The following is a 14,700-nucleotide window of genomic DNA, read 5'->3' as shown; positions in this document are numbered from 1 at the left end:
CCAGCCAAATCGGCCAGGGCATTTTGCGACGCGAAAACCATAGCCAAAACAGAGGCTTGTCAGTTTCCCAAGGGAAAGTTCGGACAAGGGGTGCCGCCCGCATGCCCACACACCGTATTTTGGCTGATATAACGGGGTCGGACGAGTCGCGCGGGGGGCTTGCGCAATGCTGGCAGACTATTTCATCAACGCCTTCGCGACGCTGTTCGTGACCATCGATCCGGTGGGCCTGGCGCCCATGTTCCTGGCGGTCACGGCCGGCGCCACGGCCGCCACGCGCCGGCGCATCGCGGTGCGTGCGACGCTGATCGGCGGCGCGATCCTGTTCCTCTTCCTGGTCGCCGGGCGCGGCGTTCTCGGCATGCTCGGCATCTCCGTGCCGGCGTTCCAGATCGCCGGCGGGCTGCTGCTGCTGATCATCGCCATCGAGATGGTGTTCGAGAAGCGCAACCGCCGGAAATCCGAGACCGCGGAAAAGGCGCTGTCGCAGCACGCGGCGCATCAGGAGGAGCTGCACGACGTCGCCGTGTTTCCGCTGGCGATCCCGCTGATCGCGGGTCCGGCGGCGATCTCGGCCGTGATCCTGCTGTCCTCGCAGGCAACCGACACGGTGACCTATCTGGGCCTGGCGCTGGTGATCCTGGTGATCATCGGCGCCTGTTTCGTGTCGTTCCTGCTGGCCGACCGCATCGAGCGGATGATGGGCGACACCGCCGCGGTGGTGGTGACGCGGCTGCTGGGCGTGCTGCTGGCGGCGCTGTCGATCCAGTTCATCGCCGATGGCATCCGCGCGATGATCGCCGCCAGCTAGAGCCCGTCGGGGCCTGCCTATTGCAGCAGGCGGTAGACGGTCGGATTGTCCGGGCAGCTTTCGAAGCCGCACTCGATGAGCGTGCTCGCCGTGTTGAGCGCGGCCATCGCCAGCACCAGCAGCACCGCAACCAGCGACAGCCCGGTCAGGCGGACAGCGCGGGTTCCGGCCGGGCGGGCCTCCTCAATGGGCGCACGCAGCACCAGCATGAGCGCTGAGGCGGCGACGGCCGCGACGAAGACGACAAAGGCCCAGGTGTAGAAATGCAGGCCGAGGAAGGGTGCGCCATAGCCCGCGTCGCCCGGCTCGATATGCAGCAGCACCTGGCGCATGGCAAAGCCCGCCCCCAGAAGCCCTGCAAGGATCGTCACGCCGTAATGGGCGGGCCGGGGGCCGCGCGCGACATTCAGCACCGGACCGACGGCCAGCAGCAGGAAGCCGGCGCGCTGCAGCAGGCAGAGCGGGCAGGGCAGCTCGCCATTGGCGAACTGGTCGAGGAAGGCGACGCCGAGCACGGCGGAGATGGCGAGGAGGGCGAGCGCGTTGAGGGTGGTCTCGAAGGATCTGGAGATCATGATGCGCCCCTTCAGAACGACAGCGGCAGCGGATCGGTCGCGTGGTGCAGGTAGACCAGCACGGCGGCGAGGAAGCTGGCGACGGTCAGCAGGCCGGCAAGGCGCATGGGGCCGAAGGCGGCGGCGACAAGGGCCGCAAGCAGCAGGGCGAAGAGGGCGGCGAGATACATCGGGCAGAGCCTTTGCGGATCCGGGTTGCGGAGGTTCGCGCCAAGGGTATGCGATTCTGAGACGATCACGGAGCCGTGATTGTTCTCGGGAGAGGCGGAACGTCGCCCGGCCCGTTCCCTCGGCCTTCTGAAACGGCAAAGGCGACGCCTGCGGGGTGCAGGGCGTCGCCTTTTGCAGTGTCGGATCGCCGGGATGCGGCGCCCGTTTTAGTATCGGTTCGCCGGCATGCGGCGACCCTTTTTAGTATCGGCTCGCCGGCATGCGGCGCCCGATGCAGCTCTTGGGTTGCCGGCGGACGGCACCCGGGGATCAGGAGCTGGCCGGAACGCGCTCCAGGACCGAGGTGTTGGCGGCCGGCTCGCGGGTCTCGACGGTGGTGAACTGCACCTGGCGCATGCCCTTGGTGCCGCTCAGCGCCGAGGCGCAACTCGCCGTCCAGTGACCCCAGGTCTGGCCCTGGCACTCAGCCGGGAGCCCGGCGGCGCCGCGGTCGGTCTTGGGGGCTGCCATCTCGCTCTGCATCCCGCCGGCCGAAGCCGTCTGGACGGTGTGGGCGATGCTTGCGATGCCGCCGAAGACGGCCAGGGCCGCGACGGTGGCAATCGCCAGATCCCGGATGCGATGAGCGTGCTGTTCGCCATGATCGTGAATGAAGGTCATTGTCGTCACGTCCCTGCTTAGTACCGTTCTTCGATGGCCCCACATTGAGGCATAACGGGCAAGGAAACCGTGACGCGGATCACGATCCGGAGGGTTGCACCGGCAGCGCCTGGTTGCCCGTCGCCGGCTCGGCGATCACCGGATGCTTCTGCGGCGGGGTGCCGGCGAAGCAATCGGGATCCTCTTCCCGGAAGATGATGCCGCCGCACACCGCCTCGACGGTTTGCGCGATGGCACGTTCGTCCTTGCCTGCCGAGACAACGCGCTCGTGGGCAGAAGGTTGCATGTTGGCAGCGGTTTCCGCCGCGGCGTCGACATCCGAGGCGGCCAATCCGGCCCCGAGCGTTGCGACAAGCAGCACGACGCCGGCACCCCAAAGGGCGATCGGAGTCGACAGCTGATGAATTTTGTGAATCGTCATCATGCACCGCCATATGTAGTATCCCGAGGGGATTGGCAAGGCTTTGCCGGTTCAGTATTCCGTGAACGGCCTGTGCTGCTTTTGTGAACGATTGCAGCGAGTTGCGTATAAGCCGGGCATGCTTTCGCATGCCAGCCATGCATCAATCGCATGGCCTTTCGGCGGTTCCGGACGCTTCGCGGATGCGAAACGCTCCTGCTTTCTGCCCGCGACCGGCATGGTGCCGGTCCAGCCGGGGACCGCGCGGCACGCATCCCCTGCAACCCTGAAAGATAAGATGGGGAGCGCCCGGACGCGGGCCAAGAGGCAGGCGCGCGCAAACGGCGAAGCTCGCGCGAAGGTGAAAGGCCGGTGAAAGGTCGGTGATCGGGCGCGGGCAGGCGCGAAGCGGCACGGGAGGAGAGTGAAGAGGGGGCCGGGGGAGCGCATGACGGCGAGGCGGGGAACCCGCCGTCACGCTGCTGCGGGCAGGACGCGAGGCTTGCGCGCCGCGCCGTGCCGGGAGAGGTCCGAGGTCAGGACGATCGGATCACTCCGAAACGCGGGCGCGCGCGAGAACGGTGGTGGCGCCGTCGCTCGTGGCGATGGTGTGCCAGGCGGGCGCGGAGGCGGGATCGACGCTGCGGGCAAGATCCGCGCAGCCCGGTGCCACGTCCTGCATGGTGCCGGCGGCACAGGCGACCTGCACCGTGCGCGCCATGCGGTCGCCCTTCTTCGCGGTGTTGATCTGATCCGCGGTGCCGAGTGTCAGGCCTCCGACGGCAACGGATATGGCAATGGCGGCAAGGCCGCCAAGGCCCAAAGCTGCAATGCCACGCATGTCCTGCGCCTCCTTTTGCTTATGAGCAACAGTCTAGCAGAAAAGCGGCGCGACTTAAATAAATTCGCAGTGAGTGACTTTACGGCAACAATTACAAAACAATGGCGCCGGCGGGGAAACGACGTGGCCACGGGCTGAGAGGATTCGAAGTCGCGCTGCCTTGCCTTGGTTTGCGCCGCCATTACCGCATCGCGAAGGCGTGCCAGGTCGCGCCGTCCTTGTGGATCAGGCCTTCGTCGGTCATGCCGAGCTTGCGGGCGACCTTGATCGAGCCTGCGTTGTTGGGATCGATTTCCGCGACGACACGGTCGAGCGCCAGCGTGTCCATCGCATGGTCGAGGACGGGCTGCGCCGCCTCGGTCGCATAGCCCTTGCCCCAGGTCTCGCGCAGGAAGCGCCAGCCGATCTCGATCTCCGGCCCGATGCCGTCACAGGGGATCAGCAGGATCCAGCCGAGGAAATGCTCCGGCCGGTCATGCGCAAACACCGACCAGTAGCCGAGGCCCGGCCCGTAATCGGCCTGCATCCGCCCGCGCACGAAAGCCGCGTGGCCGGCGGGATCGGTCCAGGGTTTGGGCACGAACCTGATCACCTCGGGATCGCGGTCCATGGCCAGGCAGGCGTCCAGATCGGCGAGGGTTCGCGGCCTTATGGTGAGGCGGGCGGTGCGGAACGTCGGCAGGATCGGCAAGGTCTCGTCTCGCTGTCCGGTTGGGCTTCCACCGTTTTACCGGCGGAGGCGCCGCGTGCAAGGAGGGGTGCCGAGACTTACGGCCTGCCACTCGCCGGCTGACAGGGGCGGGGCCGCGCGCTATCCTGCGCCATGGCCGGAGGCAGCCGGCAGCCCGCACCCCGCCGTGAATATGGCGGGGCATGGCGAATGCCTCCGAAGCGATGCGTCCTGACCGTTCAACCGTCGGGCGAAGGCGTCGGTAATGCGGGTGCTGACGAGGACTTCGCCGTGACGAGGAAACGGACATGCGCGACCATCGCCATTCGAAGCTCATGGCCAAGGCCATGCGCGAGGCTCTTGCCGAGAAAAACCTGACCATCACCCACAGCGAAGCACTGGAAATCGTCGCCCGCCAGTTCGGCCTTGCCAACTGGAACGTGCTGGCCGCGAAGATCGGGGAGGGCGAAGGTGGGGGCGAGGCGGCCGAGAGCCGCGAGAGCCTCCGCCTTGAGCAGGCAGTGCCGATCGTGCGCATCTTCGACGTCGCCAAGGCGAGCGAGTTCTATTTCGGCTTTCTCGGCTTCTCCCTCGACTGGGAGCACCGCTACGGCGATAATTTTCCGCTCTATATGCAGATCTCGCGCTCCGGACTGCGGCTGCACCTGTCGGAACATGCCGGCGACGCGACGCCCGGCGGCAACATGTGCGTCTACATGCCCGGCATCCGAGACCTGCACCGGGAGCTGCAGGCCAAGGACTACCGCTACATGAAGCCGGGGCTGGAGGACCAGGGAGGGCGGCTCGAGCTGCAGGTCACCGACCCGTTCAGCAACCGCATCCGCTTCATGGAACTCACGGGGAGCTGACGGAGTAGCCAGCTCGGCTCGCGAGGCGCGGGGCGGGCAGACGCCTGCCCCCGCGCTTTTTGCGCCGGGCCTTCCGCCCGTCAGGCGCCGAAGCCGCCGTCGATCGTGTGCATCGCCCCGGTGACGAAGCCGGCCTCGGGGCCGGCGAGCCAGGCGACCATGCCGGCGACCTCTTCCGGCCTGCCGTGGCGCTTGATGGTCATGAAGCTGTGCATCAGCTCCTTCATCGGCCCGTCGGCGGGGTTCGCATCGGTGTCGATGGGGCCCGGCTGCACGATGTTCACGGTGATGCCGCGCGGCCCGAAATCGCGCGCCAGCCCGCGGGCCAGGCCCTGCAGCGCCGACTTGCTGAGCGCGTAGGAGGCCATGCCGGGGACGGGCATGCGGTCGCCGTTGACGGAGCCGATCACGATGATCCGGCCGTCCTGCGGCATCTGCCGCGCCGCCTCGACGGAGGCGTGGTAGGGGGTCTGGACATTGATCCGGAACAGCCGGTCGATGGCGTCGGGATCCTGCTCCAGCGCGTCGCCGAAGACGGCGACGCCGGCATTCACCACCAGCACGGCGAGCGGCCCGCTGTCGCGGACCCGGGCGATCACCGCATCCCGGTCGGCACTGTCCGTCATGACCGCCGTAGCGCCGGTCTCGGCCGCCAGCTTGTGCGCTGCCTCCTTCGACCCGGCATAGGTGAAGGTCACGTTCGCCCCCTCTGCCGCGAACCGTCTGACGATCGCTGCCCCGATCCCGCGGCTGCCGCCGAGCACGAGGACGGATTTTCCCTGAAAGTCGGCCATCTGGCCCTCCTTGAGTATTAACGTAGTGGACGCTACATAAGGCTATGGAAGGGCTGTTCAAGGATTTTTATAGCGATGACTAAAAATATATCCCGCCCGCGCGGCCGCCCGCGCCGCTTCGATCCCGAGGAGGCGGTCGCGACCGCGCAGCAGATGTTCCGCGCCCGCGGCTACGATGCCGTGAGCGTTGCGGACGTCACCGAGGCGCTCGGCATCAACCCGCCGAGCTTCTATGCCGCCTTCGGCAACAAGGCAGGCCTTTATGCGCGCGCGCTGGAGCGCTACTCGGCAACGGCGGCCATTCCCTTCGACGAGATCCTGAGCCCCGGCCGTCCGGTCGGCGAGAGCCTTGCGGCTCTCATCGAGGAGGCGGCGCGCCGCTATGCGGCCGATCCGGCGGCTGCCGGGTGCCTGGTTCTGGAAGGGATCCGCTGCAACGACGCGGAGGCGCGCGAGGCGGCCCGCGTCTTTTATACAGCCGCCGAAGACACGGTGCGCCGCTACGTTGCCGCGCGCCATCCGGACAAGGCGGAGCGGGTGACCGATTTCGTCTCCACCGTGATGGCCGGCCTTTCGGCCAGGGCGCGCGACGGGCACGACCTGGAGCGGCTGCTCGCCGTCGCCCGGCTCGCCGGCCGGGCCGTCATGCAGGACCTTGCCGGGTGAAGGCGCGCGCATGGGGCTTCGCCCCTTCGTCCCGCTTGCCTGAAAGCGGCTCGCCCTGTACATCGGCGGCATGACACGCACCGCGCTCTATCCCGGCTCTTTCGACCCCGTCACCAACGGCCATGTCGACATCCTGCGCCACGCGCTCGACCTTGCCGACAAGGTGGTCGTCGCCATCGGCGTCCATCCCGGCAAGTCGCCGATGTTCAGCTTCGAGGAGCGGGTGGCGATGATCGCCCGCGTCGCGCGCGATGCCTTCGGCGCGGCCGATGCGGGGCGCATCGAGGTGATCTCCTTCGACGACCTGGTCATCGAGACGGCCCGGCGCAACGGCGCCGCCTTCCTGGTGCGGGGGCTGCGCGACGGAACCGACCTCGACTACGAGATGCAGATGGCGGGCATGAACCGCTCGCTGGAGCCGAACGTGCAGACGGTGTTCCTGCCGGCCTCTCCGGAAGTCCGCCACATCACCGCCACGCTGGTCAGGCAGATCGCCAAGATGGGCGGCGATGTCCGCCATTTCGTTCCGGCTCATGTCGCGGAACGCCTGGCCGAGCGGCTGGCGGCCCCGCGCTGACAGTTCCAACCCCCGTTGCGGGAGACTTTCCTTCCATGGCACGCCTTGCTTCGTTCTTTTCCGCGCTTCTCCTTGCCGCCGTTATCGGCCTGTCGCCGGCCGGCGCCCAGTCGACCGACCCCGAAAACACGCTGCTGCTCGACCTGAAGGACGGGCAGGTGGTGATCCGCCTGCGGCCCGACCTTGCGCCGAACCATGTCGCGCGCATCAAGGAGCTGGCGAGCAAGGGTTTCTATGACGGCATCGTCTTCCACCGGGTGATCGACGGCTTCATGGCCCAGACGGGCGACCCGACCGGCACCGGCATGGGCGGTTCAGACCTGCCGGACCTGAAGGCGGAATTCTCGTCCGAGCCGTTCCGCCGCGGCACGCTCGGCATGGCCCGCTCGCAGAGCCCGGACAGCGCCAACTCGCAGTTCTTCATCATGTTCGCCGACGGCGACTGGCTGAACGGCCAGTACACGGTGTTCGGCGAGGTGGTCGAGGGCATGGAGCACGTCGACACCATCAAGCGCGGCGAGCCGGTGCAGAACCCGGACAAGATCGTGCGCATGCGCGTTGCCGCCGACGCCAACTGACGCTACGAACAGCTCGACACAGATTCCACGAACATACGAAGGAGACCGAGGGTGGCCGAATACAAGGATGCAGAAAACACGCTGGTTATGGAAACCACCCAGGGCCAGGTCGTCATCAACATGCGCCCGGACCTTGCGCCGAACCACGTCGCGCGCATCAAGGAGCTGGCGCGCGAGGGCTTTTACGACGGCATCGTCTTCCACCGCGTGATCGAGGGCTTCATGGCCCAGACCGGCTGCCCGCGCGGCACCGGCACCGGCGGTTCGGGCAAGAAGCTGCGCGCCGAGTTCAACGCCGAGCCGCATGTGCGCGGCACCTGCTCGATGGCCCGCGCCCAGGACCCGAATTCCGGCGACAGCCAGTTCTTCATCTGCTTCACCGACGCCCGCTTCCTCGACCGCCAGTACACGGTCTGGGGCGAAGTGATCGAGGGCATGGACAATGTCGACAAGATCAAGCGCGGCGAGCCGGTGGTCAATCCGGACAAGATCGTCTCGATGAAGGTCGCGGCCGACATCGCGTAACGCGCGCCCGCGCATTGGAGCGGACACGACGAACCAAAGGGGCAGGGGCCATGCGGCGCCTGCCCCTTTTTCGTTGCGCGTGGCGTTCTTTGCGGCCCATCGTTCGGGAGCGTGCCCCATAGGCCCTCGGCTCTCCGGTCCCGGCTCGGCGCTGCGCGCCGTCCGGGAGGACGAAAGGAGAGGGGCGCGCTCCATCGTGGGCGCTGCTTACCCCCCTCTGTCGGCTTCGCCGACATCTCCCCCTCAAGGGGGGAGAGAGTTCCGTGGGGCTCTGCCTACCTGTCGTGGCCCGCGCCGTCCGGGAGGACGCGGGCAGATACGAGGCGGGAGGCCGCGGCCATTCTCTCCGCTGTCATGCCTGCGAAGGCAGGCATCCAGTATCCGCCGGCGCGTGTGGTCGTGCGAGAGCAACGGTCACCCGGCGGCGGGCTCAGCGGCCTCGATCGGGAGCGTTCGGGGTTACTGGATCCCGGTCTTCGGCTGCGCCGAAACCGGGACGACAGCCGGAGGGCGAGGTGGCGGGGCGGCGGGTCGTTTCCGCCTTGCACACCAACCCCTCGGTCGTCATTCCGGGCAAGGCGAAGCCGCGACCCGGAACCGGAGAGGCACGGCGGCCGTGGCATCTTTCAGGAGCGTGCCCCATAGGCCCTCGGCTCTCCGGTCCCGGCTCGGTGCTGCGCGCCGTCCGGGAGGACGAAAGGAGAGGGCTGCGCTCCATCGTGGGCGCTGCTTACCCCCCTCTGTCGGCTTCGCCGACATCTCCCCCTCAAGGGGGGAGAGAGTTCCGTGGGGCTCGGCCTGCCTGTCGTGGCCCGCGCCGTCCGGGACAGGGAGGGGGGAACGGGCTGCCCGTGTCCACTGCCCGGCCGACTGCTCTTTCGCCCGCACCTTCCCGCTGCTAGCTTGCGCGCGGCCGGGCCCGACCGGGAGCAGAAGGCCGACGGGAACAAGGAGTTAGAGGCGCATGACGACGATCACCACGGTGGAGCAGCTGGAAGCGCTCTATGGCACGCCGGGGGCGGCCTCGACGGTCAAGGAGATCGACTGGATCAGCGACGAGTATGCCGCCCTGATCAAGGCCTCGCCCTTCGTGGCGCTGGCGACCGCCGGGCCGGAGGGGCTGGACTGCTCGCCGCGCGGCGACCGGGGCGAGGTGGTGCGCATCCTGGATGCGAAGCGCGTGGCGCTGCCCGACAGGCGCGGCAACGACCGCATCGATTCGCTGCGCAATATCGTGCGCGACCCGCGCGTGGCGCTGCTCTTTCTCATTCCCGGCAGCGGCACGACGCTGCGCCTCAACGGAAGGGCGACGATCAGCGCCGATCCGCAGCTGCTGGAAGACTTTGCCGTGGACGGCAAGGCGCCGCGCAGCGTGATCCTGATCGAGGTGGAGAAGGTCTACTTCCAGTGCGCAAGGGCCATCGTGCGTTCGCGGCTGTGGGAGCGGGACGCGCAGGAGGCGGCAAGCGGGTTGCCGACGCCCGGCGCGATCCTGTCCGCCTTGAGCGAGGCGACGGTCGGCGGCGAGGCCTATGACCGCGAATGGCCGGAGCGGGCGCGCAAGACGCTGTGGTGAGGTGAGGCGCAGGCCTCACCTTCCTTACTCCGGGCGGCAGATCTCGTTGCGCCGCATCGCGGCGAAGGTCTTGACGACCAGCATCGCGATCACTGCCCACAGAACGCCATAGGCGATGAAGGAGAGGGTGCGCTGGAAGGCGGCGCCCGTCGATTCGGCAAACAGCGCCGAGGCGATGGTGAAGGCGGCGAGCGGGAAGGAATAGGCCCACCAGGCCATGGAGAAGGGCAGGCGCAACAGGCGCCCGACCTGGGTCAGCGTCACCAGCACGAACATCAGCGCGCTGTAATAGAGGACGCGGGCGAAGGCATCGACCTGGCCGCCGTTCAGCAGCATCCACGCGACGAAGCCGACCGAAGGCGGTGCGATCAGGATGACCAGCGTCGGCAACAGGCGCTCGGCGATCGGGTTGTGGAAGATCAGCCGGTTGAACACCAGCGTCAGGAAGATCAGCCAGAACAGCATGCCGACGGAGAAGAAGAACCACGAGATCTCGACATAGCCGAGATCGACGCCGGCGACCGGCACCAGCACGTTGCCGACGGCGGGAATGAACCAGGCCGGCGTCAGATGCGCCTGTTCGAAGGTGCGGTGGCTGATCCAGGCGGAAACGACGCCGAGAATGATGACGAGATGCGCGGCCGTCGCGACCATCCACACCGCCTCGACGAGGCCGTGCGCGCGCGGCAGGATGCCGGAGCAGACCAGCAGCACGCCGATGGTGATCGCCGGGAAGAAGGCGATGCGCACGGGGTGGTTCCACTCCGCCTTCATCGCATCCGTGTGGCGCAGCGTCTTGGCGAGATAGACCGCGGCGATGACGCAGAAGGTAGCGGCGGTGACGAGCGTCAGCGCGAAGCTGGCCGTGCCGGGCGCGCCGAACAGCGCGACCTCCATGCGGCGGGTCGCCAGCGACAGGCCGGCAAGACCCATCACCACCGCGAAGAAGGTGATCGGGAAATGCCGCAGCCAGGGTTCGTCTGCCGCCCCGGCCTGGACTGATGCCGTCGCTGTGTTCATGTTCCGCCCGCCCGAGTGTGAAAACCTATTCGGATACCTGAATATCCGTCCGCGCCGGCTTTCGCCAACATCCGTTCTCGTGTTTCCTGCGACAAAGTGCCGGGCAGGCCGGTGCAACGACTTGACGGACGGGCGCCGGATTCCGATGACTGGCCCGCCGGAACTCATGCGAGAGGTTTGCAATGCCGTCCACGTCCCGCCTTGCCATCGTCCTGGCCGCCGGCCTCGGCACAAGGATGAAGTCCGACCGGCCCAAGGTGATGCACCAGGTCGCCGGGCTGTCGCTGGTCGGCCATGTGCTGAAGGCGGTCGATGCGGCCGGGATCGGCCGGGTGTCCGTGGTGGTGGGGCCCGACATGCCGGAGCTGGTCGCCGAGGTGGCACGCCGGGCACCTGACGCGCAGTGCCATGTGCAGCAGGACCGGCTGGGCACCGCCCACGCGGCGCGCGCCGCCGAGCCCGCCTGGCGCGATCTGCCCGACCAGGTGCTGGTGCTGTTCGGCGACACGCCGCTGGTCTCGCCGCAAACGCTGGCGCGGGTCTGCGCAAGGCTGGACGAGGGCGCCGACGTGGTGGTGCTCGGTTTCGAGGCGCAGGATCCGACCGGCTACGGCCGGTTGCTGACGGAGGGCGACCGGCTGCTGGCGATCCGCGAGGAACGGGACGCGAGCGAGGCCGAGCGGGCCGTGCGCTTCTGCAATTCCGGCATCATGGGCTTTCGCGGCACGCGCTTTGCCGGGATCGTCCAGCGGATCGGCAATGCCAATGCCAAGGGCGAATACTACCTGACCGACGCGGTGGAAATCGCCGCCGAGCTGGGTCTTTCGGTCGTCACCGAGCGGGCCGACGAGTGGGAGGTGCAGGGCATCAACACGCGGGTGCAACTGGCCCGGGTGGAGGCCGACTACCAGCGCCAGGCGCGGATCGCCGCGATGGAGGGCGGCGCGACGCTGGTGGCACCGGAGACCGTGCATTTTTCCCATGACACGCGGCTCGGCCGCGACGTGGTGGTGGAGCCGAACGTGGTGTTCGGTCCCGGCGTCGAGGTCGGCGACGGGGTGACGATCCGCGCCTTCTCGCATCTGGAGGACGCGCGGGTCGCGGAGGGCGCAACGCTCGGGCCTTACGCGCGGCTGCGGCCCGGCGCGGAGATCGGCGCCGGCGCGCATATCGGCAATTTCGTGGAGATCAAGAATGCCCGGGTCGAGACCGGGGCCAAGGTCAACCACCTCACCTATATCGGCGATGCGCGGGTGGGGGCGGGCGCCAATATCGGCGCCGGCACCATCACCTGCAACTATGACGGCTTCCTGAAGCACCACACGGATATCGGCGCGGGCGCGTTCGTCGGGTCGAACTCGACCCTGGTGGCGCCGGTCACCATCGGCGACGGGGCGTATCTGGCGGCCGGCGGCGTCGTCACCGAGAACGTGCCGGCCGATGCGTTGTCGCTGGGCCGGGCGCGGCAGGTGGTGAAGGAAGGGCGCGGCGCGCAGCTGAAGGCGCGCTTCGCCCGCGCCAAGGCCGAGAAGACAGGCGCGTAGGGGCGCGCCCGTTGCGTTTGTCCTCTTCTGTACGCAATCCTCTCTTCGTCATCCCGGGGCGTGCGATGCTCGCCCGGGAAGACGAAAGCGAGTCCTGCGCAAAGTCGCCCGTCACCGTAGCGGCCGGGAAGACGGGCGGAGAGGGTGGCTGGCCCCGCGAACGCTGGCGATTGCCGGGGTTGCCAATGGATCCCGGCTCTGCGCTGCGCTTGGCCGGGATGACGTCCGAGTAGGAGGCACGGCCTCGCCCCACCCTCTGTCGTCGCCCCGGACGAGCGGAGCGAGATCCGGGGTCTATTGGTTTCCAGAGCGGACGTGAGGCGGGCGGCACTCGTTCCACCCTCCGCTGTCACGCCTGCGCAGGCAGGCGTCCAGTATCCGCCGGGGCTGATGGCAGCGCGAAGCTAGCCACCACCGGCGTTCCTGCGGCAGCGCTGAGGCCTCGCCCGAACCGTTCGGGGGTACTGGTTCCCGGTCTTCGGCTTCGCCGAAACCGGGACGACAGCCTTTGGGTGAGGCGGACGACGTGCTTTCCTCGCCGAGTTGCGAAAGATCGTCGTCGTCTTCACTGCCGGACTGAGAGACCACCTCAACGATCTGAGTTGATGACGAACAGAGAGGGAGGCTGGCGCTTTGAAAGTCCGCGACTGCCGGGGTTGCCAATGGATCCCGGCTCTGCGCTGCGCTTGGCCGGGATGACGTCCTGGGAGGGTGGCTGGTCTGCGCCCACGACAGCGTCCGCGCGAAAGGCACAATCTCGCATCCCCACCGAGGTCACCCCGGACCTCCGGCTTCGCCTTGCCCGGGAAGACGCAGGGAGAGGTCCGCGCAAGGGAGCTCGCGCCGGAGCGGCAGTGCATGCGAAGAGATGTCGGGGGAAAGGGCCAGGTCCAAAAACGAACGCCCACCGGTGGGAGGAGGATCCGGTGGGCGTCGTTTTGGAGGGCCGGTGAGGGAGGAGGAACACCGGCCTGAACGGGAGCGAAGCGTGGGAGGAGGATCGCTTGGCTCCGTTGCCCCTGATATGGGCGAGTCCCGCGTCTATTTAAAGAGACGATCTTGCATATCAGCCCCGCTTTTTGTGCAGAGCAGCATAAAAATTTGAAAGATCAGGTATTTCAGCGACTTAAATGAAAACGCCGCCCCGAATGGGACGGCGTTTTCGGCTGCGGTGCCCCCGCGAGGCGGAGCGAGCGCTTAGCGATGGTTGCTGCGGGCGATGTAGTCGATATCGCCGCGGCCGATGCCCAGGTCGCTGAGCTCGCGATTGGAGAGGCGGGACAGCTCGTCATAGGTGCGACGGTACTGCTGCCAGGAATTGTACTTGCGGATGAGCGTGTTGATCATGGTCGTTGTCCTTGAGTGCGAAACCGGGGGTGGTCGAACCGGACGGGCTGCCTGCCGGACGCCGCGCGTTCTTGCGCTGGTCCGTTGGTGCCTCTGCCCGGCGATGTGGTGTTCCTGTGTGGCGGCTGTCGCCGGCCCGCTCCCTGTCGGTCCCCGTCTTGCGGGGGCCGCGTCCGCCCGCCGGTCGGGAGGAGGAAACCGGCGGGCGGCGCTTTTGCCTGACGGGTCCGGGAGGAGAAGACCCGTCGGTGCACGATCTGGGGCGCGTGGGAGGAGGGTCGCGCCCCGGTCCGTGATTGGTTAGCCGATCACCGCACGGCGAGCGACGGCCGGGATCTCGCCACGCGAGATGCCGAGATCGTCAAGCTCGCGCGGGGTCAGGCGAGAAAGCTCGGTGACGGTGCTGTTGTAGGCACGCCAGTTGCGGTACTTGCGAGCGAGGGTCGTGAACATTTCCAACTCCGTGATGTTCTTCTTATTGCTCCCGAAGCGGCCGCTCTTCGCACGCTATGCTGCGCTGCGTCATCGTTCGGTGGCACTCATATGGAGTGCTTCGCGCCGTTTGTGAGGCGCTATTTTCGCATGCCCGCCTTGCGGCTTTCGCCGGGGTCGCCCGGCCTTGCGGCATGCACGCAAAAAATGCGAACGCCCGCCGGTGGGAGGAGGTACCGGCGGGCGTCGCAATGTCCGAACGGGATTGGGAGGAGGATATCCCGTCGGCAACACGTCAGGAGACAGGGGAGGAGGTCTATCTCCTTGAACGTGAACTGTTAACGGCTGGCGCGACGGGCGACGAAGCGAATGTCGCCGCGGGCGATGCCGAGATCGTTGAGCTCGCGGGTCGAGAGCCGCGACAGCTCGGAAACGGTGGTCTGGTACGTACGCCAGCTGCGGTACTTGCGGGCGAGAGAGTCGAACATGGCATCCTCATATGCACGATCTGTGCGGGAGTTGGCTGCTTGGGTCATCCCGCGTCAGCGCTCCGATCCGATGACCAAGAGATACTTTTTTCACCCCCCGAAAAAAAGCGCAGATTGTGCACGGCAGCCATGCAGATTGTGCATCGCAAAATAGTT

At 67.4% G+C, this 14,700-nt stretch carries 19 protein-coding genes; 8 read left to right on the top strand and 11 right to left on the bottom strand.

Annotated elements, in window-relative coordinates; genetic code table 11:
• Positions 1-166: 166 nt before the first annotated feature.
• Positions 167-811: a MarC family protein gene (locus GH266_RS01305; RefSeq protein ID WP_158192287.1), complete on the top strand. Its 645-nt coding sequence runs from the start codon at positions 167-169 to the stop codon at positions 809-811.
• A gap of 17 nt (positions 812-828) precedes the next feature.
• Here GH266_RS01305 and GH266_RS01300 read toward each other — a convergent pair whose 3' ends face one another.
• The 6 genes from GH266_RS01300 to GH266_RS01275 all read right to left on the bottom strand — a co-directional run bounded on the left by GH266_RS01300 (position 829) and on the right by GH266_RS01275 (position 4,149).
• Positions 829-1,386, bottom strand: coding sequence for a disulfide bond formation protein B (locus tag GH266_RS01300; protein ID WP_158192286.1), 558 nt, complete (start codon positions 1,384-1,386; stop codon positions 829-831).
• An 11-nt stretch (positions 1,387-1,397) separates the two neighbouring features.
• Entirely contained in the window at positions 1,398-1,556 is a 159-nt protein-coding gene (locus GH266_RS01295; protein WP_158192285.1) for a DUF5993 family protein, read from the bottom strand.
• A gap of 310 nt (positions 1,557-1,866) precedes the next feature.
• Positions 1,867-2,217 (bottom strand): hypothetical protein, encoded by a 351-nt coding sequence (locus tag GH266_RS01290; RefSeq protein ID WP_158192284.1) that lies wholly within the window; start codon positions 2,215-2,217, stop codon positions 1,867-1,869.
• 79 nt (positions 2,218-2,296) lie between these two features.
• The gene (locus GH266_RS01285; RefSeq protein WP_158192283.1) at positions 2,297-2,677 is read right to left on the bottom strand and encodes a hypothetical protein; all 381 of its coding nucleotides are present in this window, start codon (positions 2,675-2,677) and stop codon (positions 2,297-2,299) included.
• A gap of 490 nt (positions 2,678-3,167) precedes the next feature.
• Positions 3,168-3,458 (bottom strand): hypothetical protein, encoded by a 291-nt coding sequence (locus GH266_RS01280; RefSeq protein ID WP_158192282.1) that lies wholly within the window; start codon positions 3,456-3,458, stop codon positions 3,168-3,170.
• A 181-nt stretch (positions 3,459-3,639) separates the two neighbouring features.
• Positions 3,640-4,149 (bottom strand): GNAT family N-acetyltransferase, encoded by a 510-nt coding sequence (locus GH266_RS01275; RefSeq protein WP_199270417.1) that lies wholly within the window; start codon positions 4,147-4,149, stop codon positions 3,640-3,642.
• Positions 4,150-4,436: 287 nt separating this feature from the next.
• Between GH266_RS01275 and GH266_RS23325 the strand changes: the two genes are divergently transcribed.
• On the top strand, positions 4,437-4,997 hold the full coding sequence (locus GH266_RS23325; protein ID WP_158192281.1) for a glyoxalase superfamily protein: 561 nt from the start codon (positions 4,437-4,439) through the stop codon (positions 4,995-4,997).
• Between the two features lie 80 nt (positions 4,998-5,077).
• On the opposite strand, the gene bdcA is transcribed toward GH266_RS23325, so the two are convergent.
• Complete coding sequence (bdcA, locus tag GH266_RS01265) at positions 5,078-5,791, bottom strand: SDR family oxidoreductase (protein WP_158192280.1); 714 nt, start codon at positions 5,789-5,791, stop codon at positions 5,078-5,080.
• A gap of 75 nt (positions 5,792-5,866) precedes the next feature.
• Here bdcA and GH266_RS01260 point away from each other — a divergent pair, with 75 nt between their 5' ends.
• From GH266_RS01260 to GH266_RS01240, 5 genes are all read left to right on the top strand, one after another.
• Positions 5,867-6,457: a TetR/AcrR family transcriptional regulator gene (locus GH266_RS01260; protein WP_158192279.1), complete on the top strand. Its 591-nt coding sequence runs from the start codon at positions 5,867-5,869 to the stop codon at positions 6,455-6,457.
• 70 nt (positions 6,458-6,527) lie between these two features.
• The gene (coaD, locus tag GH266_RS01255; protein WP_158192278.1) at positions 6,528-7,034 is read left to right on the top strand and encodes a pantetheine-phosphate adenylyltransferase; all 507 of its coding nucleotides are present in this window, start codon (positions 6,528-6,530) and stop codon (positions 7,032-7,034) included.
• A 35-nt stretch (positions 7,035-7,069) separates the two neighbouring features.
• On the top strand, positions 7,070-7,612 hold the full coding sequence (locus GH266_RS01250) for a peptidylprolyl isomerase (protein WP_158192277.1): 543 nt from the start codon (positions 7,070-7,072) through the stop codon (positions 7,610-7,612).
• A gap of 87 nt (positions 7,613-7,699) precedes the next feature.
• A complete protein-coding gene (locus GH266_RS01245) occupies positions 7,700-8,137 on the top strand; it encodes a peptidylprolyl isomerase (protein ID WP_158195985.1) in 438 nt (145 codons plus the stop codon).
• 964 nt (positions 8,138-9,101) lie between these two features.
• Positions 9,102-9,713, top strand: a complete 612-nt coding sequence (locus GH266_RS01240; protein WP_158192276.1) for a pyridoxamine 5'-phosphate oxidase family protein — start codon at positions 9,102-9,104, stop codon at positions 9,711-9,713.
• A gap of 24 nt (positions 9,714-9,737) precedes the next feature.
• Here GH266_RS01240 and GH266_RS01235 read toward each other — a convergent pair whose 3' ends face one another.
• Positions 9,738-10,733, bottom strand: a complete 996-nt coding sequence (locus tag GH266_RS01235) for an SLAC1 anion channel family protein (RefSeq protein WP_158192275.1) — start codon at positions 10,731-10,733, stop codon at positions 9,738-9,740.
• A 182-nt stretch (positions 10,734-10,915) separates the two neighbouring features.
• Here GH266_RS01235 and glmU point away from each other — a divergent pair, with 182 nt between their 5' ends.
• A complete protein-coding gene (glmU, locus tag GH266_RS01230) occupies positions 10,916-12,277 on the top strand; it encodes a bifunctional UDP-N-acetylglucosamine diphosphorylase/glucosamine-1-phosphate N-acetyltransferase GlmU (RefSeq protein ID WP_158192274.1) in 1,362 nt (453 codons plus the stop codon).
• 1,197 nt (positions 12,278-13,474) lie between these two features.
• Here glmU and GH266_RS01225 read toward each other — a convergent pair.
• From GH266_RS01225 to GH266_RS01215, 3 genes are all read right to left on the bottom strand, one after another.
• Complete coding sequence (locus GH266_RS01225; protein ID WP_158192273.1) at positions 13,475-13,624, bottom strand: DUF1127 domain-containing protein; 150 nt, start codon at positions 13,622-13,624, stop codon at positions 13,475-13,477.
• Positions 13,625-13,924: 300 nt separating this feature from the next.
• Positions 13,925-14,077, bottom strand: a complete 153-nt coding sequence (locus tag GH266_RS01220; protein ID WP_067333458.1) for a DUF1127 domain-containing protein — start codon at positions 14,075-14,077, stop codon at positions 13,925-13,927.
• 317 nt (positions 14,078-14,394) lie between these two features.
• On the bottom strand, positions 14,395-14,544 hold the full coding sequence (locus tag GH266_RS01215; RefSeq protein ID WP_067215052.1) for a DUF1127 domain-containing protein: 150 nt from the start codon (positions 14,542-14,544) through the stop codon (positions 14,395-14,397).
• Positions 14,545-14,700: the final 156 nt, after the last annotated feature.

The organism is Stappia indica (assembly GCF_009789575.1).
Lineage (GTDB): Bacteria > Pseudomonadota > Alphaproteobacteria > Rhizobiales > Stappiaceae > Stappia > Stappia indica_A.
This window is presented reverse-complemented; position numbering and strand designations above follow the sequence as displayed.